Genomic DNA, 22,362 nt, shown 5'->3' with positions numbered 1-22,362 from the left:
TTCCGCTGGACGCGGCGAACACATCTGGTTCTCACCGATTGTGAGCAGATTTGCAATAGCGCACACAGGGCGGAGTTCCGCGCGCCACACCGCCGCGGTCTCGAATTGCGGCACTCGCCGGACTGTGCGACGTTGCTGATCATTCTCCGTGCGCTCGATCCGAGCCGGCGCGGCGGCCGATTCTCAGGAGTGAGTGTGAAAGTGCGTCCGGCACGCCTGTTGCCGCGCGGTAACGTAATCCTCACGCCCGCAGCGGAATTCCTGCGGCCACCCACCATTCGCGCGCGCCTGCGCCGTATTCTCCTGGTCGCGGTGATCCTGGTGCTGGCACTGCTGGCCGTCATCATCGATGGTGAGATCGCGCGTTATCGCGATACCGGAAATGCCTCGCACGCGGTGGATCTCGCGCTCTCGGTACAGAATCTGGTGCATGAGCTCCAGCGCGAGCGCGGGCTCACCAATGGCCTGCTCGGCGGTGACGAGTCGGCGCGGCCCGCGGTGGCGGCCGAACGCCTCGCGGTGGACAGCGCGCTGCGGCAACTGAATTCCGAACTCGGTGCGAACGCGCCCGGCGCCGATCAGGTGCGCGCCGCGCTAGATCAGCTCTCCGGGATCAGCGCCAAACGCGGCGATGTGGACGCGCGCCGCGTCGACCGATCGGCCTCGTTCACCTTCTACACCGGTGCGATCCTGGCCTTGAACCAGGCCCGGCCCGGGCTGGAGACCGCACAGGACAGCACGCTGTGGCGCGGAATGCAGACGCTGTTCGCCCTGGGAGATGTCAAGGAGTACACCGCACAGCAGCGCGGCTTCCTCAATGGCGTCTTCGCCGCGGGCGGTTTCGGCACCGGTGAATACGTCCAGTTCCTGGATATCCGCGCCGGAAAACAGTCCGCCATCACGGCATTCGAGCGCAATGCCACCTCCGAGGAGCGCTCGCAGCTCTACGCCGCCATGCGCACCGACGAATCGGTGCGCGCCGCCGAGGCCGAGGCGGTCGCCATCGGATCGATGCGCGGGCCGCTGATCGAGCCGGTCAATCCGGCCGACTGGTGGCGCGAGATGACCTCGGTCATCGATTCCGAGCGCGGGGTGCAGCGCTTCGTCGGCGATGAGATCCACGCCCGCGCGGCCGAACTGCGGCGGCACGCGGCGCTGGTGCTGGCGCTGTACGTGCTGGCCGCGCTGGCCGCCATCTGCGCCATGGTGGCCGTGGTGGTCACCACCGGGCGCGCCATCATCCGGCCGCTCGCCGATCTGGCCGCCGAGGCGGACGCGGTGGCCGAACAGCGGCTGCCGCGGCTGATCGCCGAATGGCAGGACAGTTCGGTCGCCGACCCGGCGCTGCCCGAACCGGTCCGGGCCGATGCGGCGGCCGGTGCCGAGATCCTCTCGGTGGCAAAGGCTTTGGATCGCGTGCAGGCCACCGCCTTCGAACTCGCCTCCGCCCAGGCGCGATTGCGGCGCAACACCACCGAATCGCTGTCGAATCTGGCCCGGCGCAATCAGAATCTGGTACGCCGCCAGCTCGGGTTGATCAGCGATTTCGAACGCGAGGAGCTCGATCCCAAGGCCCTGTCCAATCTGTTCGAACTGGATCATCTGGCGACGCGTATGCGCCGCAATGCCGAGAGCCTGCTGGTGCTGGTCGGCGAGTCCAGTCCGCGCCGCTGGTCGCAGTCGATTCCGCTCGCCGATGTGATCCGCGCGGGCCTGTCCGAGGTGGACGACTACCGGCGCGTGGTCATGCGCCGAATGGATGACGCCGCCATCGCCGGTTCGGCGGTGAGCGAGCTCGCGCATATGCTCGCCGAGCTCATCGAGAACGGATTGTCCTTCAGCCCACCGGATCTCGAGGTCGAGGTGCACGGGCGTCGCCAGGGTGGGCGGTACCTCATCGCCATCGTCGACCACGGCGTCGGCATGCCGCCGGATCAACTCGCCGTCGCCAATGCCCGCCTACGCGGTGAGGCCGACTTCCTGGTGGCGCCGACCCGCTACCTCGGCCACTTCGTCGTCGGCCGGCTCGCGCAACGGCTGGGTATCGAGGTGGAGCTGACCGTCTCACCGGTGAGCGGTGTGGTGGCGCGGCTGTTCCTGCCCGAGGCGCTTCTGGGCGAGCAAGCTCGGCCCGCGTCGCCCGAATCCGGCGTGCTGGACGCCAAACATGCTGCCACGGCGGAGCTTCCGGTCGCCATGGCCGAACCCGGCCACGGCCGCCATCGGCCCGCCCTGCCCGCACCCGAGCCGATGCCCGACGCATCGGTGGTGCGAACCGGCAGCGAGACCGAACGCAATGCCGAGATCGCCTTCACCACCGGAACTTTGACCACCGCCGCGGTCATCGAACCGGCCGACCCACGCGGCCGATACGCCAATGGCGCGCGCACGGTGCCGGCCGCGGGCAGCGCGGTGAAGCTCATACCGTTCGGCGAGACGGCCGATGCCGGCGGAGCACAAGCGATTCCAGCGGCCGCCGCTCGGGTGCCGACCGTATCGTCCGGGCCGAACTCACCCGATGACGCTCCGGGTGTTACGGGTTCCGCCCCGCAGGTGCAACGCACACGAAACGGTCTCGTCAAGCGCAGCAGGAAGACTCGTGAGAATTCGGGCGCCACGCCGGGTGGCGCCCAACCCGCGCCGCCGTCCCCGCCCATCGCCCCGCACGCCGATCGCACCCCCGATGAGGTGCGCAGCATGCTGGCCGGTTTCCGCGCCGGGCATCAGCGCGGGGAACGCGGGGTGCCGCACGGTGAACGCGGTGTACCGCAAGGCGACACGGGCATCCCGCCCCGGCCCGGCTCGAATACCCAGGAGGACCGCAGGTGACGACCCACCACCCCGAGACCGACCCGCACGCGTTCAATTGGCTGCTCGCCGATTTCGTGCGCGGCACCGATGGTGTGCGCGATGCCGTCGCCGTCTCCTCCGACGGACTGCTCATGGCCATGTCCGACGGGCTGGATCGCGCTGGCGCGGACCGGCTCTCGGCGATCGTCTCCGGACTCACCAGCCTGGGCCGAAGCGCCTCGCGCAGTTACGATTTCGACGGACTACGGCTCATCATGATCGAGATGGGCCGCGGCTTCCTGCTGGTGTCGTCCATGACCAATGGCAGCTGCGTGGGCGTCATCGCCGACAACAATGCCGATGTGGGTCTGGTCGGCTATCAGATGGCCGTTATGGCCGAACGCGCCGGGGCGCTGCTCACCCCCGCGCTCATCACCGAGCTGCGGGAATCGCTGGGCCGATGAATGATTCGACCGGGGCCGACGAGGCCGACGCGCAGGTGGTGCGGCCGTTCATGATGACCGCCGGGCGCACCACACCCCTGGTCGACGGGTTGCGCATCGAAACCCTGGTGCGGGCCACCCCCGCCGCGCTCTCGGCCCCACTGCGCTTCGAATTGGAGCGGGTGGTGCGATTGTGCCAGCGCCCGTACTCCATCGCCGAGATCGGGGCCGCGCTGCGGGTGCCGGTCGGGGTGGCGCGGGTGCTGGTCAGCGATCTGGTCGCCGCCGGGCATGTGACGGTGAGCCAAGGCAATGAATTGTCCATCTCCGCGATCGAAAGGATCCGGGATCTTGTTCGGGCACTCTGAGACCCCTTCCCCCGCCCCGCTCGCCTCCTCGGTGAAGATCGTGGTCAGCGGCGGATTCGGGGTCGGTAAGACCACCCTCATCGGGACCATCTCCGAAATCGAACCGCTCGCCACCGAGGCCGCCATGACCGAGGTCTCGGTCGGCATCGACACCCCGGGCCGCGATACCGGCAAGACCACCACCACGGTGGCGCTGGACTTCGGCCGCATCACCCTGGACAAGTCGCTGGTGCTTTACCTCTTCGGCACGCCGGGGCAGTCGCGCTTCGAATTCCTCTGGGACGACCTGTTGGACGGGGCACTCGGCGGCGTGATCCTGGTCGATACCGATCGCGTCGAAGACTGCTATCCGGTGCTGGACTACTTCGAACAGCGCCGCACCCCATTCGTGGTGGCGGTCAACCGATTCGAGGCCGCTCCGGCCTTCGAACTCGACGAGGTCCGCGAAGCCCTCGATATCAATCCCGCCATTCAACTGCTGGAATGCGATGCGCGCGACCGGGAATCGGTGAAGACCGTCTTGGTCGCCCTGCTGGAGCAGATTCTCCAGTCACGCCGCGCCCCCGCCCTCGCCCGCTGACGAAAATCTGCCCCGCGTGCGGAGCACGCGGGGCAGTGTCCCGAAAACCCTTCCGGGATTGAGGTTTAGCGGCCGCCGAAGGAGCCGGTGAAGAGGGTGTTGAGGATACCGCTGAACGCAGCGCTACCGGTGTTGACAAGGCCGTTGAGGGCAGCGGAACCGGTGTCGATGATGACGGGAATCATAAGTTTTTCAACCTCTCTGTTGGTCTCGCCGCCGTTCGGGATTTCCATCCGGCGACGTGACCCACCATTGCGGGGCTCCCTTACACAACCCTGGCCGGTAGCTGAGAGATAGCTGAATTGCGGTGTGTCCCCGGCCACACTAGCGAGGCGCGTGTCCGTCCGCGGCGTACAGGCTCACTTCCCCGTCCTCCCCCAGAAAAGCGTTGACCAGCATCGTTCCCGAGGAGTGCAGTTCCTCGGGCGTCGGCGCCGCGGTGGTGACCGAGATCTGCGGTACCGCAGCCCAGTTCACGACATAGCGCTCGGGCGGCCCATCGTCATTGGAGAGGTGCGCGAGGCGGAAGACCGACACTCGTCGGCGAACAATCAGGGTGCGCACGACTTCGGCGATTCGCTCCGGGTCTTCCAGCGCGAACATGAAGCCGAAGCGCAGCTCCGGTGAGGACGCATAGGCTGGCACGAATACCCAGGCTAACGGAGTGGGCCGCACACCGCTCCCGGCACGCCGCGCCGATAGCTATTCATAAGCCTGGGTAACGGGATCCGCAGGTGAAGCGGTGTCGATCAGCCACCTTTCGCAGCACCCACGTGACCGAGTTGTAATGCTGTATAACGATTCTCCGGCAGGTTCGCCGATCCAGCGCCGATTGGTTGCGCCCGTCCGACTATCGCGCTTTCCTGAATATGTCCCGTATTTCGGACAGTCTCCCCATCGCACCGTCGCGAATTTCCCGGTTTCTTCACCGTGCCGTTTGTGGTGGGCTGTGCGTCCCGAGTTGCGGGCCTGCGCCGGAGCCGAGGGGAGCCCCTCCCCGAAACCTCCTCGGCTCTGGCGCATCCACAACTGCACTGGCTAAGGGTGGGAAATATGGCAACCGAATACACCGGTACGGGGTACGGAGCCGAGCTTCCATCGCCGACAATGCTACTGCGCGCCTTCCGGGAACCCGTCCCCGCGCTCCTGTCCGATCCCGCCGCCGACCCGCGCACCCGCGAGGTCCTGGAGGCGGCCCACGACCTGGTGCAATGCCATGAGCGACGGCACCATACGCAGGAGGCCGCGCACGCCGCGGGCGCCACGCCACGACGCGTGGCCGACTGCATCCGGACGGTCGAGCAGATCGACGCGCGCCGCACCGACCTGGTGGCCCGCATCGACGAATGGGTGGCGATCAATATCCCGCATCGCGCCGGCGCCTCACTGCACACCGAGACCCTCGGTGCGGTGATCGACCGGATGGCGGCGAAATGGGTTGCGGCACAACAGGCTTTGGGGTTTCCGCCACCGGAGACAGCGCCCCGGCTCAAACTCACCGAGGGGCGCGTGCGGCGGCGCAGCAGTCCGCACCTGGGTGAGCCGCCCCGGCACACCGACAGCGAGGCGCACCTACAGTGGTACCGCCTGGCCGAACTCGCCGACGGATACAAGGACCTCATCACCGAGGTGGCCCAGCACCGCAGACGTCTGCCGGTGTGGTGAGAGGGCGCCCACCGTCAACCTCCCTATGCTGAAGGCCGGCTCCACTACGGCACGGCCGTCTCGGCTTCCAGCATGGAGGAGGTACGGATTTGAGCGCGCAAGCCCCGGTCAGCGGCTCGACCGCCGGTATCGGCCGGTTCCATCGCACCCGGCGCGCCCTCGCCGACGGTCGGCAGATCCTGTACTACGACGCCGGTCCGGTGGCGCGCACCGCCGTCGACACCCGGGAACTGCCGCCCGCCACCACCCATTCCCAGACCCGGTTCGATCCACTGCTCGGGGAGTGGGTGGTGGTGGCCTCGCACCGGCAGACCCGCACCTTCCTGCCGCCCGCGGATCTGTGCCCGCTGTGCCCCTCCACACCGGAACGGCCCACCGAGATTCCGGAGCGCGATTACCAGGTCGCGGTCTTCGACAATCGATTCCCTTCGCTCTCCGGCCATCCCGCAGAACTTCCGGACACCGTGGAGGGATCACCGATCACCCTGCTGCGCAATGGTTTCGGATATTGCGAGGTGGTGTGCTTCACCAGTGAGCACAACTCCTCGTTCGACCGGCTGGACCCCGCGCGAGCGCGACTGGTCCTGGACGCATGGGCCGACCGCACCGCCGAACTCGGCGCGAAAGACGGTGTGGCGCAGGTGTACTGCTTCGAGAACCACGGCGAGGAGATCGGGGTGACGCTGGCGCACCCGCACGGTCAGATCTACGCCTATCCCTTCGTCGCGCCGCGCGTGCGCGCCATCACCCGGAGCCTGGCCGCGTATCGGAAAGCGCACGGCGGCAATCTGTTCGGTGATCTGCTCGAGACCGAGCGCACCGCCCGGATCCGCGTGGTCGCGGAGAACACCGAATGGACCGCCTTCGTACCGCCTTTCGCCCGCTGGCCGTACGAGATCACCCTGCAACCGCGCCGCCGCACGACCGATATCCCCGACCTCGACGATGCGCAGCGCGACGGCTTCGCCGAGCTGTACCTCGACATCCTCGGCCGCTTCGCCCGGCGCTTCGACACACCCATGCCCTACATCGCGGCCTGGAACCAACCGCCCACGCCCCGAGCCGAACTCCCCCGCGACGATTGGTGGCTGCACCTGCAACTCTTCTCCTTCCGGCGCACCGCGCACAAACTCAAATACCTCGCCGGATCGGAGTCGGGCATGGGGGTATTCATCAGTGACACCCTGCCCGAGACCGTCGCCGCCGAACTACGGGAGCTGGGATGACACGGGACGGCGTATGGGCCGCGCCGGGACGGGTGAACATCATCGGCGAGCACACCGATTACAACGGCGGGTACATGCTGCCGATCGCGCTGCCGCACACCGTATCCTGCACCGCGACCGGGCGTGCGGACGACACCGTGCGGGTGTGCTCGCTACAGCAGCGCAGCGGTGCGGTCTCCGCGCCGCTGGCACGGCTGGACGATCTCTCGATCACCGGGTGGGCACGGTATCCACTGGGCGTCGTCCACGAGTTCCAGCGCCGGGGATACCCCGTCTCGGGAGTGGATCTGACGCTGGACGGCAATGTGCCCGCGGGGGCGGGGCTGTCCTCGTCCGCGGCGGTGGAATGTGCTGTGGGGGTAGCACTTCGGGATATGTTCGCACCCGAGATCAGCGATGCGGAGCTGGTCGATATCACCCATGCCGCGGAGAACGACTACGTCGGGGTGCCCAGCGGGATTCTGGACCAGTCCGCCGCCATCTACTGCACGGCCGGGCACGCACTTTTCCTCGACGCGAAGACCGGTGCGCGCGAACAGGTTCCATTCGATCTGGCCGCCTCCGAACTGGCCCTGCTGGTGGTCGACACCAATGCGCCGCATCAGCTGGTGGGCGGTGAGTACGCCGAACGCCGTGCCCAATGCGAAAGGGCCGCAGCCGAACTCGGAGTCGAACTGCTGCGCGAGATCACCGATCCGGCCGCCATCGACCGATTGGGCGATCCGGTATTGCGCAGGCGCGCCCGCCATGTCGTCACCGAGAACGCGCGGGTGCTCGATGTCGTCGATCTGCTCGAGGCGGGCGATGATCCCCGGCTGATCGGCCCCGCCCTGTCCGCCGCGCACGCCTCACTGCGCGACGACTTCGAGGTCTCCACCGACGAACTCGACACCGCCGTCGAAATAGCCTGCGCTACCGGCGCATACGGAGCGCGCATGGTCGGCGGCGGCTTCGGCGGCAGCATTATCGCCCTCGTCGACGCCGCAGCCGTGGACACTATCGCGGCCACCATCGGAGACGGCTTCCGTGCCCGAAACTTCGCCCCACCGCGCTCTTTCGTCGCCATCGCGTCGGCGGGCGCACGACGAATCGGCTGAGCCATTCCCGCAATCCAGGTATCCCCATCCCCCGCCACCCCGTCATCCCCATCCCCCGTCATCCCCGTCCCCCGTCATGCCGGGCGTGCCCATTCCCCGCCATCCCCGGCCATCCCCATCCCCCGTCATGCCCGGGCATGCCCAGCCCCCGTCATCCCCGGCGTGCCCATCCCCCGTCATCCCGGCATGCTTTTGGCCGGGATCCACACCGGCCACCGATCAACCGGCCGCAGCAGACAACAGGAGTGAGTCGATGAGCGACGCGACTATCGAGCTGACCGCGGGCACCGCGCGCATGAGCGTTGACACCGGGTCCGGGCGGCTTACCGCCTTCCGCATCGGCGAGCACGAAGTACTCACCCCCGGTGCGCATTTCGGCGAATTCCCGATGGCCCCGTGGTGCGGGCGAATGCGGAACGGGGTGCTCACCTGGCAGGGCGCCACCTACGACTTCCCGCGCAATGACCCACCCCACGCCATTCACGGCCTGGTGCGTCAGCATCCGTGGGAGATACGCGGCCGCTCGGACGCGAGCATCGTGCTCACCCAGCAACTCGCACCGCCCTGGCCGTTCGCGGGTGCGGTGACACAGTCGATCGAACTCACGCCGGAATCCGCGACCTTCGGTATGACGGTGACGGCGGAGTCGGAACCCTTTCCGGCACAGGCCGGTTGGCATCCGTGGTTCGCCCGGCGGTTGAACACCGGTGGCGACCTGGAAGTGGATTTCGAGCCCGCCTGGCAGGAACATCGCGGCCCGGACTACCTGCCGGACGGCACCCGCGTTCCGCCGCTGCCCGGCCCCCGAGACGATTGCTTCGGCATGCCCGACGGCGTAAAGGCCACGCTGACCTGGCCCGGAGCTCTCGAACTGACGGTGACCAGCCCGCTGGAGTGGGTCGTCGTCTACGACATGCCCGCCGACAGCGTCTGTGTCGAACCGCAATCCGGTCCGCCAGACGGCCTCAATACCCTGCCGCGGGCGGTCACCCCCGAGTCCCCGCTGCGCTGTGCGATGGTCTGGCGCTGGCGGAGTCCCGGGGGCGTCGAATAAGGATCAGTAGCGGTCGACGATCTCGGCCTCGATTACCGGATCACCGGCCGCCGACGGGGTCGGCTTGACCGTATCCGCCTGCGCGACAGGGGATTCCGGCTCATCGTCGAAATCGTCGTCGACCGGGGAATCGGCCCGGTTCGCCCGTGCGTCCTGCGCGGCCGCCGCGGCGGCCTCACGCATTTCGATGGCGTCGGTGATCCAGTCGCCGATCTCCTTGGTCACCTCCGCGACGGTCCCGGTGATGATCGAGGCGATCGCGCCGACGTGCCGTGCTCCGGACGACGTCAACTCCTGGATCAGATCCTTATTGCTCTCGAATTTGGAGATCATTTACACGCCCACTTCGCTGTCCTGCCCCCGGCGCACCACGATAACACCGGCAGGTTGCGGCTTCCCTGCGAGCACGGGAGGCAGGGCGAGTTTGAACAGCTTGGCCCAGACCGAACCGATCTGCTTGCTGAAGCTGCCGGTGTTGTACGGCAAGCCGTGCTTCTCGCACAGCGCCTTCACCTCGGGCGCGATCTCCGGGTAGCGATTCGCGGGCAGATCCGGGAACAGGTGGTGTTCGATCTGGTGCGAGAGGTTGCCGCTCATAATGTGGAACAGGCGGCTGCCGTCGATATTGGCCGAGCCCAGCATCTGGCGCACGTACCACTCACCCTGGGTCTCCTCGGCGCACTCCTGCTCGGAGAACGTCTGTACACCCGACGGGAAGTGCCCGCAGAAGATGATCGAGAACGTCCACAGATTGCGCACGATATTGGCGGTGAAGTTGCCGGCCAGAGTGGACAGGAACAGCGGTCCGGTCAGTGCCGGGAACACCACGTAATCCTTGAGCACCTGCCGGCCGGCCTTGCGGATCTGCCCCTTGAGCAGCGCCTTCACATCCGGCCACTTGCGCTTGCCCTGGACGATGTTCTCCACCTCCAGGTCATGCCCCATCACGCCCCATTCGAAGGCGAGCATGAGGAAGAAGGCGTAGAGCGGATTGCCCAGCCGCAGCGGATTCCACGGCTGCGCCTCGTCCACGCGCAGGATGCCGTAGCCGATATCGCGGTCCATACCGTGGATATTGGTGAACGTGTGGTGCATGTAGTTGTGCGAGTGCCGCCACTGATCGGCCGGGCAGACCGTATCCCATTCGAAGACCCGCGAATTCAGGCCGGGTTCACGCATCCAGTCGTACTGACCGTGCATGACATTGTGGCCGATCTCCATATTGTCGAGAATCTTCGAGACCGACAGCGCGGCCACGCCCGCCAGCCAGAACGGCGGCAGGAAGCCCAGGTACATCAGACCGCGGCCGGCGACCTCGAAACCGCGCTGCGCCTTGATGATCGAGTAGATGTATTCGCGATCCCGCTCGCCCAGATCGTCGGTGACGCGGGCGCGGATCTCGTCCAGCGCCGCGCCGATCTCCTCGATCTGCTCGCGGCTCAGTACGACGGGACCTGCGGGTGTTTCGGTAAGCATCGCCATGATGTGGCTCCCCTCAGATAGCGATGTCGACGTCCCCGACGGGGGCGTTGATACAGAGTTGGATGGGCTGGTCGGGGTCCGCGTCGACCTCGCCGGTGCGCAGATTGCGCGTGCAACCGGTGCGCTTGACGGCCGTGCAGGTGAAGCAAATCCCCATGCGGCAGCCGTATTCGGGGGTGAGACCGGCGGTTTCGGCCTGCTCGAGCAGGCTCGCGCCGGTGTTCTCGATGGTTCGCCCACTGCCGGAGAAGGTGATCTCGCCCTCGGCGGTGGCCGGATCACCGGGTGCGACGGTGAGGACGAACTCCTCGCTGTGCAGCCGGTCGGCCAATTGTTCGGCCTCGTAGACGGTGCGCACGGCCTTCATGAGTCCGGGCGGTCCGCACAGGTAGGTCTGCGCGGTGGCGAACCACGGCGCGAGGCGCTCGAGTTCGTCGTAGCCGAAGTTCGGGTCGGTCCCGAGTTCGGGGTAGCGCAGCTCCACTCGGAAGTTGTTGTGCTGCAATGCCAGCGCCTCGAGCTCGGTGCGATGCGGCACATACTCCGGTGAACGGTTGTAATGCAGGAACAACACCTTGCCCGTGTACCCCTCGGTGGCGAGGGTACGCAGCATGGACAGCGCGGGTGTGATGCCGCTGCCGCCGGTGATGAGCACGATCCGGTCCGGCCGCTGCTCCGGAAGGTGGAAAACGCCCGCGGCGGGCGCGAGATCGACCACCATGCCGGGAATCGCGTTCTCGTGCAGATAGTTCGAGACCAGGCCGTGCGGATGTGCCTTGATGGTGAGTTCGATGTGCTTGTCGCGGCGACGGTCACTGTTCACCGGTGAATAGCAACGGGTGTGGCGCACACCGTCGATGACCACGCCGATCTGGATGTACTGCCCCGCCAGATGTCCCTGCCACTGCCGAGTCGGGCGCAGCGTGAGCGTCACCGACCCCACCGCGCTGCGGCGCACGTGGGTGATCTCCGCGCGCATCTGGCGCAGCGCGAAAGTGGGCCGGACCAGCTCCAGGTAGCGATCCAGCGGATGCGGGGTGGTCAGCTTCTCCACGAGGTCGATGAGTCCAACCATGCGGGCCTCCTGTCGCGTCACCCGGGCCGGGGTGACGCCCTTCGCTTCAATGATGGGCACTCAATTTCGGTGCACATCTGTACACTGAACTAGTGTGCCGGGTGGAGGCCATCGAGTTCAACCGGCAGTTCGTGTGACCCACACGACATCTCGCGAATGGAACGAATGTGAACGAATGTATGCTCATCGACGTGAGCGAGCAGGCAGCAACCAGAGTCGAGCGCAAAGAACGCACCCGCGCCGCACTATTGGACGGCACCCTCGCCCTGGCCGCCGATCGCGGCTTCGCAGCCCTGAGCCTGCGTGAGATCGCCCGCTCGGCGGGGATCGTCCCGACCGCTTTCTACCGGCATTTCACCTCACTCGACGAACTCGGCACCAGCCTGGTCGAGGCGGGCGTCCGGCAGCTCCGGCTGGCCCTGCGCGAAATGCGCCGCACCCCCGACGCCCGCCTCGCCGACACCGTCCGCTTCGTCTTCGAACAGGTCGACAGCAAAACCGATCTGTGGGGATTCCTGATCCGCGAACGCCACGGCGGCTCGGCAGCCCTGCGCGGCGCCATCGCCGTGGAAATGCAACTCATCGTCCGCGAACTGGTGGTGGACCTGTCCCGCGTCCGCCCCCTGGACCACTGGTCCCCCGAAGACCTCGAACTGGCCGCGGACCTGATAGTCGCCACCGTCGCCGACCGAATCGCCGACTACGTGGTCGCCCTCCCCCGCGAACGCCCGCGCATCGTCGACCGAACCGTCCTGCACGTACGCCTCATCACACTCGGCATGGGCGCCTGGGATCCGGACGCCGTCAAACCGCAGTAGCTCAGCGGCCCCGGAGATCGTCCGCTCGTACCGGAACAAGCGCGGCCAGACCCAGCGCCAAGACCAGCACGATCCCGATGATGCCCGCGCGCTCGGAGCCGAACGCCCAGACGAAGAAGCCGAAAAGCATTGGGGCCAGGAAGGATACCGCCCGGCCCGTGGTGGCGTAGAGGCCGAACATCTGGCCTTCGCGGCCGGGTTTCGTGAGCCGCACCAGGAAGGTGCGGGCGGAAGACTGTGCGGGGCCCACGAATACGGTGAGCAGCAGGCCGAATATCCAGAACATGACGGGGCCGGAAACCACCAGCAGGGCCACGCCGCAGACGATCATCGAGGCCAGTGACACCACGATGACGGGCTTGGGGCCGATGCGGTCGTCGAAGCGGCCCGCGGTGATTGCACCAAGGGCGGCAACCACATTCGCGGCTATGCCGAAGAGCAGGACGTCGGAGTCGGCTATGCCGTAGACCCGGACCGCCAAAACCGCGCCGAAGGTGAAGACGCCGGCCAGACCGTCGCGAAAGAGGGCGCTGGCGAAGAGGAAGCCGACGGCACGGCGGTCATCGCGCCAGAGTTCGCGGACATCGCGCCACAGGATGCGATAGGCGTCGGTGAGTTTGCGGGCGGTCGCGCCGGGATCGGCATCGGTGCGCGGTAATTCGGGAACGAACAGAAACAGCGGGATGGCGAAGGCGGCGAACCAGACCGCCGCCACCAGGGCAACCAGGCGGATATTGAGGCCGTCGTCGGTGGGGACGCCGAGCAGGCCGCGATAGTCGCCCTTACCGGAGATGAAGCCGAAATACACGATGAGCAGCAGTATGATGCCGCCGAAATAGCCCATGGCCCAGCCGAATCCGGAGATCCGGCCGAGCGTGGCGGGTGTGGAGACCTGACGCAGCATCGAGTTGTACGGCACATGCGACAGCTCGAAAGTCGCCGAGCCGATACCGAGCAGCGCCAGGCCCAGCCACAGGTAGTGGTAGTCCCTGTGCACGAAAAACATTGCGGCCATGAGTATTACGGTGATCGAGGTGAGCACGCCCAGGGACAGCTTGCGCCTGGCGGTGGCATCGAAGAACTGCCCGCTCACCGGGGCCGTCAAGGCCACCACCAATCCGGCCAGACCCAGCGCCCACCCCAGCCAGGCGCTCGCCGACACTCCCCCGGGCAAATCCTCGCCCACCTTGTCGGTCAGATACACCGAGAAGACGAAGGTCAGAATCACCGCGTTGAACGCGGCCCCGCCCCAATCCCACAGTCCCCAGGCCACCACCGGCCCGCGCCCGGCAGCCGACCCGACCGTCTCCCGCCCGGAAACCTCAGCCATGCGCGCAGCTTAGGCGGAACACCCGTGCGCCGGTGGATTCCGGCCGAAGGCGCGTTCAGGCCGGAGGACCGGAATGCGATTCGGCGAAATGCTCCAGCCAGGGCCGCTCGCGCTCCTCCACACTCATGGCCAGCAGTGCGCGCAGCGCGGTCCAGCCGTCCTCGTCGGCCGGTGTCATGATCTGCACCCACGCGCCCACGATGGAGGGCAGCGACATACTGGTCATGATCATGTCCACATCCTTGGTCACCAGATTGCGAATCGCCCTGGTGCGCCCCACCGGGAAGCCCACATCGTTGCGCGCCCACAATTCCGCGAACAAGGCACTGTCGGAACACATTTGCTCGATGAACGCCACCCAGAGCGGGTCGTGCAGGTTCTTGACGTACGCGGCGCGCAGATAGCCGACCATCCGCCCAAGGTACTCCTTGTTCGCGGTATACGGATTACAGCACGCGGGCGTGAGGAACACCTTCCGCAGAATATTCTTGTTCCCGACGAGGAAGCCGGGAAACAGCGCGGCATAGGCGTCATTGTGGGCGAGCACGTCATAGCGCGCGGAGCAGAGCACCGCGGGCAGCGGATACAGATGATCCAGAATCACCTGTATCTCCTCCACCACCGGCTCGGCCACGTGCAATGCGGGAATCGCGGGCACATCGGCCAGCGCGTACAGGTGCGCGCGCTCCACCCCGTCCAGGCCCAGCGTGCGCGAAATCGCGTCCAGCACCTGCACGCTCACCTTGATATCGCGCCCCTGCTCCAGCCACGTGTACCAGGTGACGCCCACCCCCGACAGCTGGGCGACCTCCTCGCGCCGCAACCCGGGTGTGCGCCGCCGCGCGCCCACCGGCAGCCCCACCTCCTGCGGCGTGATCCGAGCGCGTCGCGATTTCAGGAACGCCGACAACTCCTCGCGCCGCGTCTTGCGCACGGCTCGCGCATCAGCCGCACCGGGATCGCGCCCTCCGCACGCGCGACCGAAGTCGATGCACCGGAGAGCAATTCGGCGGGGCGGGACAACCCACTCCAGCGCGCGCCGACATCCGGTCCGAAGGCGATCGAGCCGGGCGGCTCGCGGTGCGACGGATCCGCGTGCGGGGTCGCGCTCCCTTCGACCGGATCACCGCCCACCGGATGACCGGTGGTGGTCGCGTTATTCCTGGCTGCGGGGTTCACCCCTCCATAGTGACCGCATTCGGAACCCGTATCCAGGTGGTGGCAGTACCCGTATAAGCAGACTCCTGTTAGAGATTTCGGCCGCGGCGCAGGCTCGATCCCATGACACAGAGCCTGACCCAATCCCCACCGACGGTGGTGGCTCCGGCGGTCGCCTGGTCCGGTCGCCGTTCCTTCGCCATTCTCGCCGTGATTCTGCTCGGGCAGTTCATGGCCGTCATCGACGCTTCCATTGTCAATGTCGCCATTCCCGCCATGCGAACCTCATTGCACGCGACGGGTTCCGGGCTACAGCTTATCGTTTCCGGATACGTCATCTCCTACGCCGTACTGCTGGTGACCGGCGCCCGCCTGGGCGACCGGTTCGGGCAGCGGACCATGTTCCTGACCGGACTCGCCCTGTTCACCCTCGCCTCACTGGCCTGCGGGCTGGCGTGGAACACCCCGACGCTCATCATCTTCCGATTCCTGCAGGGCATCGGGTCGGCGGCCATGATCCCGCAGGTCATGACACTGATCCAGCGTACCTTCACCGGAACCACACGGGCGCGGGCACTTTCGGCCTACGCCGCCGTCATCTCCGGCGGCATGGTGGTCGGGCAGATTCTCGGCGGACTCATCGTCAGCGCGGATCTGGCCGAAACATCCTGGCGTGGAGTGTTTCTGGTGAATGTGCCGATCGGATTGGCCCTGCTGGCCATCGCGCCGTCGATCCTGCCGGTCACCGTGCGCACCGAACGCAAGCTGGATCTGGCCGGGCTCGCGGTGCTCACCCCCGCGGTACTGCTGCTCGTGGCGCCGCTGGTCCTGGGTCACGAGCAGGACTGGCCGGTGTGGACGTGGATCGCATTGACCGCCGCCGCAGTGGGATTCGTGGGATTTCTGCGGGTCGAGCGCTGGGTGCATCGACGGGGCGGGGCACCACTGTTCGCCGACCAGGTCTTGCGGGCACCCGGGCTGCTACTCACCGCCGCAACGCTTTTCACCGTCATGTCCACCTTCGGCGGCTGGCTGTTCGTCATGGCCATCCATCTGCAGAGCACGCTCGGCTACACCGCTCTGCACGCCGGACTACTGTTCCTGCCCATGGGCATCACCTTCGCCCTGGCCAGCCTGAACTGGCAGCGCGTCCCGGAACGCCTGCACGCCATCATGATTCCCGCGGGTCTGGTGCTGGCCGCGGTGACCATGGTGATCATGGGCCTGCTGCTGCGCGACGGCGCGGACTTCGGACCGCTGGAGCTGACCGTATTCGGCATCATGGGCATCGGCTTCGGACTCTCGTTCAGCCCGCTCATGGCCCGCACCACCGGCAAGATCCCGGTCGCGCTGGCCGCCGACGCCAGCGGCATCCTGGTCACCAATGTGCAGTTGGGCACCGTGGTCGGCATCGCCAGCTTCGGGTCGGTCTTCCTGAGCCTGGCCGGGAGCAGCACCCTGTCCGCCTCGCACGCGGTCGGCATCACCGCGATAGTGGAGGGGGTGACGGTGCTGGGGGCCGCGGCCCTGGCGGCACGCGCCGCGCGGTGAGCCCGGCCGCCGCGCGGGGAGCTCGGCGACAGGGATTACCAGGCTGATACGTGCATAGAGGGGTACCCGCGCGGGTGCCCCTCTTCACGACTCCCCTATGCACTGAATTGCATAGTACGTCGAGTCTCAGTTACCCTGGCCGCATGGCCCTCGAACACGCGCTACTGGTATCGCTGACCGAACGCGCGAGTTCGGGGTACGACCTGGCGCGGCGCTTCGACAAATCCATCGGATTCTTCTGGAATGCCACCCACCAGCAGATCTACCGCGTGCTCAAGCGCATGGAGGAACAGGGCTGGGTCACCGCCGAGGCCGTCGCGCAGGAGGGCCGCCCCGATAAGAAGGTCTACACCGTCAGCGATGCCGGCCGCGCGGAACTCACCCGATGGATCGCCGAACCCGGCGATATGGGTCCGCTGCGCAATGAACTCGGCGTGAAACTGCGCGCCGCCTCGCTCGGTGACATCCCGGCCGTGGCCGCCGAATTCCAGCGGCATCGCGATCAGCACGCACACCGCCTGGACCTGTACCGCGCCTTCGAGAAGAAGGACTACCCCGCGCCGGACCAGCTCTCCGGCCGCACCCTGCACCAGTACCTCGTGCTGCGCGGCGGCATCCGCGTGGAGGAGGGCTTCCTCGACTGGTGCGACGAAGTACTTGCCGCCCTGCATCAAGATCAGCCCGCCAGCCCTGCCGACTCAGCCCGGTCGCAGGCGTCCGACCCGAAAGGCACTCGGCGATGAGCGCATATCCGCATCTGTTCGAACCCCTGGACCTGGGATTCACCACCCTGCGCAATCGCGTGGTGATGGGTTCCATGCACACCGGTCTCGAGGATCGGGCCTGGCATACCAACCGGCTCGCGGCGTACTTCGCCGAGCGCGCCAAAGGCGGTGTGGGCCTTATCATCACCGGCGGCTACGCCCCCAACCGCACCGGCTGGCTGATGCCGTTCGGCGCGAAGCTCACCAATAAGACCGAGGCGTACCGGCACCGCGTCATCACCAAGGCGGTGCACGCCGAGGGCGGCAAGATCGCACTGCAGATCCTGCACGCGGGCCGCTATTCCTATATGCCCGGCAGTGTTTCGGCCTCCTCGATCAAGGCCCCGATCAATCCGCTGCGACCGCGCGCGCTCTCGGGCAAGGGCGTCGAGCAGACCATCGACGATTACGCCCGCTGCGCCGCCCTGGCCAAGTTCGCCGGATACGATGGCGTCGAAATCATGGGTGGTGAAGGGTATTTCATCAACCAGTTCCTCGCGCCACGCACCAATAAGCGCAAGGACAAGTGGGGCGGCACCTCGGAGAACCGCCGCCGCATCGCCGGTGAGATCGTACGCCGGGTCCGCAAGGCGGTGGGTCCGGACTTCATCATCGTATTCCGTTTGTCCATGGCCGATTTCGTGGAGAACGGCCAGACCTGGGACGAGATCGCCGCCGTCGCACAGGATGTGGAAGCCGCCGGGGCCACCATCATCAATACCGATATCGGCTGGCACGAGGCCCGCGTCCCCACCATCGTGACCTCGGTGCCGCGCGCGGCATTCGTGGAGTGGACCGCCAAGGTCAAGGACATCGTGAGCATTCCGGTGTGCGCGTCGAACCGCATCAATATGCCCGAGACCGCCGAGGAGATTCTCACCCGCGGCGATTCGCACCTGGTATCGCTGGCCCGACCGCTGCTCGCCGATCCCGAGTGGACGCGCAAGGCGCAGGAGGCCCGGGTCGACGAGATCAATACCTGCATCGCCTGCAATCAGGCCTGCCTGGATCACGCCTTCCAGATGAAAACCGTGTCCTGCCTGCTGAATCCGCGCGCCGGACACGAAACCGAACTGAAGCTGCTGCCCACGCGGCGCACCCGCAAGTTCGCCGTCGTCGGCGCGGGTCCCGCCGGACTCTCCGCCGCGGTGAGCCTGGCCCAGCGTGGCCACCACGTGGATCTCTTCGAAGCCGACGACAAGATCGGCGGGCAGTTCGACATCGCCCGCCGCATCCCCGGCAAGGAGGAGTTCAGCGAGACCGTTCGCTATTTCACCCGCCAGCTCGAAATCACCGGCGTCCGAGTGCATCTCAATACCCGCGCCGCGGCCGACCAGCTGATCGCGGGCGGGTACGACGAGGTCATCCTCGCCACCGGTGTGAAGCCGCGCATTCCGAATATCCCCGGAATCGACCACCCGAAGGTGCTCACCTACGCCGAACTCGTCCGCGAGGGCAAGCCGGTCGGCAAGAAGGTCGCCGTCATCGGCGCGGGCGGCATCGGCTTCGATGTGAGCGAATTCCTCACCGTCGAAGGCCATCCCAGCCTCAAGCTCGACGAGTGGAAGGAAGAATGGGGCGTCTCGGACGATCCCAACACCCGCGGCTTCCTCACCGCGCCCAAGCCCTCCCCCGCCGCCCGCGAGGTGGTCCTGTTGCAGCGCAAGGCCTCTTCGTTCGGCAAGGACCTCGGCAAAACCTCCGGCTGGGTGCACCGCGCCGCCGTCAAGGCCAAGGGAGTCGAACAGATCGGCGGCGTCAACTACGAACGCATCGACGACAAGGGCCTGCACATCAGCTTCGGCGAGAAGCGTCAGCGTCCCACCGTCATCGAATGCGATAACGTAATCCTCTGCGCCGGACAGGAATCCGTGCGCGACTTGGAGGAGCCATTGAAGTCCGCGGGTGTGCGGACCCATCTCATCGGTGGCGCCGACCTGGCCGCCGAACTCGATGCCAAGCGTGCTATCAACCAGGGCACCCGCCTGGCGGCAGCCCTCTGATGCCGATGCTGACCCGCCTGGGCCTACCCGGAGACGAGCAGGCCTGGGCGGCATTGGGTTTCACGGTCGACAACGGCACCATCCAGATCGGCCGGGTCACCTGCACCCTCGGCGAGGCCGCCTGGGGCTTCGACGAAACCCACGCCGCCCCGGCCATTCTCGGCGTACCGCACCTGGACGCCGCCGAGGGCTCGGCGGCGGGCGTCGAACATCCGAACGGCGTGACGATTGTCGATCACGTCGTGTACTGGATGCCGAATCTGGATGACGGCGTGGCCAATCTGACCGCGGTACTGGGCATTCCACCGCGTCGCCGCTTCTTCCCGCGCGGTCCCGAGGGCCCGGAGATGGCCTTCTACCGGGTGGGCGAGGCGTTCATCGAAGCGGTCGGCTCGGGCCTGCCCCCGACGCTGGCGGGCGTAGCCTTCCTCACCCCCGACCTGGACGCGTCCGTCGCCGCCGTCCGCGCCGCGGGCGGCCCCATCGGCGACCCCCGACCCGCAGTCCAAGGCGGCCGCATAGCCCCCGTCCGGCAGGGCCACCTCCACTGGGGCATAGCCCTCATGGAACCCAAACCCCGCCCCTGAAGTCAGGGTGCATGTACTGGGACGGGTAAACGTCGAGAAGACGCCGGTGTCAGTACATGCTCGTCACCGACAGCGGAGTGGGTAGGGTTTGCGTTCGTGAGCTTGCCTGCGCCTACCGCTGATAATCGTGCCGTTGTGACCGGATCCTCGTCGGGGATCGGGGTCGCGCTCGCCGAGGAGCTTGCTTCTCGCGGATACTCGCTGATCCTGGTCGCGCGGCGGGAGGACCTGCTGCGCGAACTCGCGGAGAAGCTGAGCAAGAAATACGGGGTCACCGCCGAGGTGCGCGCGGTCGATCTGTCCAATCGCGAACAGCGCGCACCGCTGGCCGATGAGCTGGCCCGGCGCGATATCGCCATCCTGTGCAATAACGCCGGTGTCGCCACCTTCGGCTCGCTGGCCAAGCTGGACCTGGCCTATGAGCGGGACATCATGGAGCTCAATGCCGTCGCCGTCCACGATCTGACCCTCGCGGTGCTGCCGAACATGATCAAGCGCGGCAGCGGCGGCATCCTGGTGACCGGTTCCGCCGCGGGCAATATGCCGATCCCGAACAATGCCACCTACGCCGCCTCCAAGGCGTTCACGAACACCTGGGCCGAATCGCTGCGCGGGGAGATGAAGGAGCACGGCGTACACGTCACGCTGCTGGCCCCCGGTCCGGTGCGCACCGACAATCCAGATCAGGAAGAGGTCGGCAACAAGATCCCGGAGTTCATCTGGGTCACCGCCGCGCATACCGCCAAGATCACCATCGACGCCCTGGCCCGCAATAAGATGCGCGTGGTTCCGGGCCTGATCAGCAAGGGTATGAGCCTGGCCGGACAGTTCGGGCCGCGCTCGATCACCTCGCTGGTCGCGGGTGCGGCGTACAAGAAGCTCGGTAGCTGACCGCAATCCGTCAAGATCAAGCGTCCGGTCGTAAAGGCCGCGTAGCCGGGATGGCCCGGCTACGCGATCCGGCGTAGTCCTGAACTCGGCCCCGCATACGGAATAGCGGGGACGGACAACGGAGACATCGTGACGCTGCTCGACATCTTCCCGTCGCTGCGGTCCGGGGGCATGATCCCGCGCCTGGACCCTTCGGTCTGGCCCAGGGAAACCCACTACGACGCCGACGGTCGCATTACCGTCGGCGGAGTCGCGCTGGCCGATATCGCCGACCACTACGGCACCCCCACCTATGTCCTGGACGAGAGTGAGGTGCGCTCGCGCTGCCGGGAGTACCGGCGTCACTTCCCCGACGCCGAGGTGCTCTACGCGAGCAAGGCACTGCTCACCCGCGCGGTCGCCGAATGGGTGACCGAGGAGGGGCTGTCCCTGGATGTGTGCTCGGCCGGGGAACTCGCCGTGGCCCTGTCCTCCTGGGTGGATCCGCGGCGAATAATGCTGCACGGCAATGGAAAACCCTTCGCCGAATTGGAGACCGCGATCAACTGCGGTATCGGGCGGGTGGTCATCGACTCGCTGACCGAGATCACCCTGCTGTCCGCGCTGGCGAGCACCCCGCAGCGGGTGCTGCTGCGGGTATGCCCCGATGTGGACGTGCACGGGCATCCGGCGGTGCGCACCGGGGTCGCGGATCAGAAATTCGGGTTCACCATCGGCGGTCACGCGGTCGACGAGGCCGTGGAACGCATTGTGCGCCAACCCAATCTGGAATTCGTCGGACTGCACTGCCATATCGGCTCGCAGATCTGCGACACCTTCCCCTACGGTGAGGCCGTGCGCCGCATGATCGGCGAAATGGCAAGGATCCGTGACGGTTACGGCATCACCCTGACCACTCTGGACCTCGGCGGCGGGCACGCGGTCGCCTATCGGCCCGGCGACGCGGAGATGAATCTGCCCGAACTCGCCGACATCATCGAGGACGCACTCGACGCCGCGTGTGCGCGATATGCCTTCCCACGCCCCGAGATCGCGCTCGAACCGGGCCGGGCCGTCGTCGCGCGCGCCGGAATCACCCTCTACCGCGTGCTCTCCATCAAACATGTCGAGGGCGGCCACACCTACGTGACCGTCGACGGCGGAATGAGCGACAACCCGCGCGTGACCCTCTACGGCGCCCGCTACGACGTCGTGGTCGCCAATCGCCACCCCACCGGCGAACATATGACCGCCACCATCGCGGGCCGCTACTGCGAAGCCGGTGACATCCTCGCCACCGACGTCCGCCTGCCCGCCGACCTGCGCCCCGGCGAGGTGCTCGCCGTGCCCTGTACCGGGGCCTACCACCACAGCCTGTCCTCGTCGTACAACGGCGTCGGCCGCCCGCCCATCATCGCCGTGCGCGAGGGCGGCACCCGGGAACTGGTGCGCCGCGAGACGATTCAGGATCTGATGAGCCGCGATATCGGCCGCTGAACCC

Annotated in this window: 22 protein-coding genes; 15 read left to right on the top strand and 7 right to left on the bottom strand. The window is 66.9% G+C overall.

Annotated elements, in window-relative coordinates:
• Positions 1 to 195: 195 nt before the first annotated feature.
• The 4 genes from NA10_RS08435 to NA10_RS08420 are packed head-to-tail and all read left to right on the top strand — an operon-like array spanning position 196 to position 4,181.
• The gene (locus NA10_RS08435; RefSeq protein WP_245677098.1) at positions 196 to 2,829 is read left to right on the top strand and encodes a sensor histidine kinase; all 2,634 of its coding nucleotides are present in this window, start codon (positions 196 to 198) and stop codon (positions 2,827 to 2,829) included.
• A complete protein-coding gene (locus NA10_RS08430; protein WP_067565571.1) occupies positions 2,826 to 3,254 on the top strand; it encodes a roadblock/LC7 domain-containing protein in 429 nt (142 codons plus the stop codon). Before NA10_RS08435 ends, NA10_RS08430 begins: the two co-directional genes overlap by 4 nt.
• Positions 3,251 to 3,601, top strand: coding sequence for a DUF742 domain-containing protein (locus NA10_RS08425; RefSeq protein ID WP_067565568.1), 351 nt, complete (start codon positions 3,251 to 3,253; stop codon positions 3,599 to 3,601). Before NA10_RS08430 ends, NA10_RS08425 begins: the two co-directional genes overlap by 4 nt.
• Positions 3,582 to 4,181 carry a GTP-binding protein gene (locus NA10_RS08420; RefSeq protein ID WP_245677110.1) on the top strand — a complete coding sequence of 200 codons (600 nt, stop codon included), beginning with the start codon at positions 3,582 to 3,584 and terminating at the stop codon, positions 4,179 to 4,181. Before NA10_RS08425 ends, NA10_RS08420 begins: the two co-directional genes overlap by 20 nt.
• Before the next feature lie 65 nt (positions 4,182 to 4,246).
• Here the strand turns inward: NA10_RS08420 and NA10_RS36505 are convergent, their stop codons facing one another.
• A complete protein-coding gene (locus NA10_RS36505) occupies positions 4,247 to 4,414 on the bottom strand; it encodes a hypothetical protein (protein ID WP_157556221.1) in 168 nt (55 codons plus the stop codon).
• A gap of 91 nt (positions 4,415 to 4,505) precedes the next feature.
• Complete coding sequence (locus NA10_RS08415) at positions 4,506 to 4,826, bottom strand: hypothetical protein (protein WP_067565564.1); 321 nt, start codon at positions 4,824 to 4,826, stop codon at positions 4,506 to 4,508.
• 408 nt (positions 4,827 to 5,234) lie between these two features.
• Between NA10_RS08415 and NA10_RS08410 the strand changes: the two genes are divergently transcribed.
• The 4 genes from NA10_RS08410 to NA10_RS08395 all read left to right on the top strand — a co-directional run bounded on the left by NA10_RS08410 (position 5,235) and on the right by NA10_RS08395 (position 9,223).
• Complete coding sequence (locus NA10_RS08410) at positions 5,235 to 5,846, top strand: DUF4254 domain-containing protein (RefSeq protein WP_067566080.1); 612 nt, start codon at positions 5,235 to 5,237, stop codon at positions 5,844 to 5,846.
• 128 nt (positions 5,847 to 5,974) lie between these two features.
• Positions 5,975 to 7,072: a galactose-1-phosphate uridylyltransferase gene (gene galT, locus NA10_RS08405; RefSeq protein ID WP_067566077.1), complete on the top strand. Its 1,098-nt coding sequence runs from the start codon at positions 5,975 to 5,977 to the stop codon at positions 7,070 to 7,072.
• Positions 7,069 to 8,169 carry a galactokinase gene (gene galK / locus NA10_RS08400; RefSeq protein ID WP_067565561.1) on the top strand — a complete coding sequence of 367 codons (1,101 nt, stop codon included), beginning with the start codon at positions 7,069 to 7,071 and terminating at the stop codon, positions 8,167 to 8,169. Before galT ends, galK begins: the two co-directional genes overlap by 4 nt.
• A gap of 253 nt (positions 8,170 to 8,422) precedes the next feature.
• Positions 8,423 to 9,223 (top strand): aldose epimerase family protein, encoded by an 801-nt coding sequence (locus tag NA10_RS08395; RefSeq protein WP_067565558.1) that lies wholly within the window; start codon positions 8,423 to 8,425, stop codon positions 9,221 to 9,223.
• Positions 9,224 to 9,226: 3 nt separating this feature from the next.
• Here NA10_RS08395 and NA10_RS08390 read toward each other — a convergent pair whose 3' ends face one another.
• From NA10_RS08390 to NA10_RS08380, 3 genes are read right to left on the bottom strand one after another with little or no spacing between them, the layout of a single operon-like run.
• Positions 9,227 to 9,556, bottom strand: coding sequence for a hypothetical protein (locus tag NA10_RS08390; protein ID WP_067565555.1), 330 nt, complete (start codon positions 9,554 to 9,556; stop codon positions 9,227 to 9,229).
• Positions 9,557 to 10,705, bottom strand: a complete 1,149-nt coding sequence (locus NA10_RS08385) for a fatty acid desaturase family protein (protein WP_067565552.1) — start codon at positions 10,703 to 10,705, stop codon at positions 9,557 to 9,559. It abuts the gene before it with no gap.
• A gap of 13 nt (positions 10,706 to 10,718) precedes the next feature.
• Complete coding sequence (locus NA10_RS08380) at positions 10,719 to 11,780, bottom strand: ferredoxin reductase (RefSeq protein WP_084514453.1); 1,062 nt, start codon at positions 11,778 to 11,780, stop codon at positions 10,719 to 10,721.
• Between the two features lie 179 nt (positions 11,781 to 11,959).
• On the opposite strand from NA10_RS08380, the gene NA10_RS08375 reads away from it, so the two are divergent.
• Positions 11,960 to 12,598 (top strand): TetR family transcriptional regulator, encoded by a 639-nt coding sequence (locus tag NA10_RS08375; RefSeq protein ID WP_067565551.1) that lies wholly within the window; start codon positions 11,960 to 11,962, stop codon positions 12,596 to 12,598.
• Between the two features lies 1 nt (position 12,599).
• Here the strand turns inward: NA10_RS08375 and NA10_RS08370 are convergent, their stop codons facing one another.
• Both NA10_RS08370 and NA10_RS08365 read right to left on the bottom strand, forming a co-directional pair.
• The gene (locus tag NA10_RS08370; RefSeq protein WP_067565548.1) at positions 12,600 to 13,928 is read right to left on the bottom strand and encodes an MFS transporter; all 1,329 of its coding nucleotides are present in this window, start codon (positions 13,926 to 13,928) and stop codon (positions 12,600 to 12,602) included.
• Between the two features lie 55 nt (positions 13,929 to 13,983).
• Positions 13,984 to 14,862 carry a helix-turn-helix transcriptional regulator gene (locus NA10_RS08365; RefSeq protein WP_245677097.1) on the bottom strand — a complete coding sequence of 293 codons (879 nt, stop codon included), beginning with the start codon at positions 14,860 to 14,862 and terminating at the stop codon, positions 13,984 to 13,986.
• A gap of 347 nt (positions 14,863 to 15,209) precedes the next feature.
• On the opposite strand from NA10_RS08365, the gene NA10_RS08360 reads away from it, so the two are divergent.
• The 6 genes from NA10_RS08360 to lysA all read left to right on the top strand — a co-directional run bounded on the left by NA10_RS08360 (position 15,210) and on the right by lysA (position 22,358).
• Entirely contained in the window at positions 15,210 to 16,637 is a 1,428-nt protein-coding gene (locus NA10_RS08360; protein WP_067565542.1) for an MFS transporter, read from the top strand.
• Between the two features lie 143 nt (positions 16,638 to 16,780).
• Positions 16,781 to 17,380: a PadR family transcriptional regulator gene (locus NA10_RS08355; RefSeq protein ID WP_067565539.1), complete on the top strand. Its 600-nt coding sequence runs from the start codon at positions 16,781 to 16,783 to the stop codon at positions 17,378 to 17,380.
• Positions 17,377 to 19,404: an NADPH-dependent 2,4-dienoyl-CoA reductase gene (locus NA10_RS08350; protein ID WP_067565536.1), complete on the top strand. Its 2,028-nt coding sequence runs from the start codon at positions 17,377 to 17,379 to the stop codon at positions 19,402 to 19,404. The genes NA10_RS08355 and NA10_RS08350 overlap by 4 nt, the downstream gene beginning before the upstream one ends.
• Positions 19,404 to 19,991: a VOC family protein gene (locus NA10_RS08345; protein WP_157556219.1), complete on the top strand. Its 588-nt coding sequence runs from the start codon at positions 19,404 to 19,406 to the stop codon at positions 19,989 to 19,991. Before NA10_RS08350 ends, NA10_RS08345 begins: the two co-directional genes overlap by 1 nt.
• Positions 19,992 to 20,087: 96 nt before the next feature.
• Positions 20,088 to 20,882, top strand: coding sequence for a mycolate reductase (cmrA, locus tag NA10_RS08340; protein ID WP_067565529.1), 795 nt, complete (start codon positions 20,088 to 20,090; stop codon positions 20,880 to 20,882).
• Between the two features lie 129 nt (positions 20,883 to 21,011).
• Entirely contained in the window at positions 21,012 to 22,358 is a 1,347-nt protein-coding gene (lysA, locus tag NA10_RS08335) for a diaminopimelate decarboxylase (protein ID WP_067565526.1), read from the top strand.
• The last annotated feature ends 4 nt before the right edge of the window (positions 22,359 to 22,362 follow it).

Source organism: Nocardia acidivorans NBRC 108247 (assembly GCF_001625085.1).
Lineage (GTDB): Bacteria > Actinomycetota > Actinomycetes > Mycobacteriales > Mycobacteriaceae > Nocardia > Nocardia acidivorans.
This window is presented reverse-complemented; position numbering and strand designations above follow the sequence as displayed.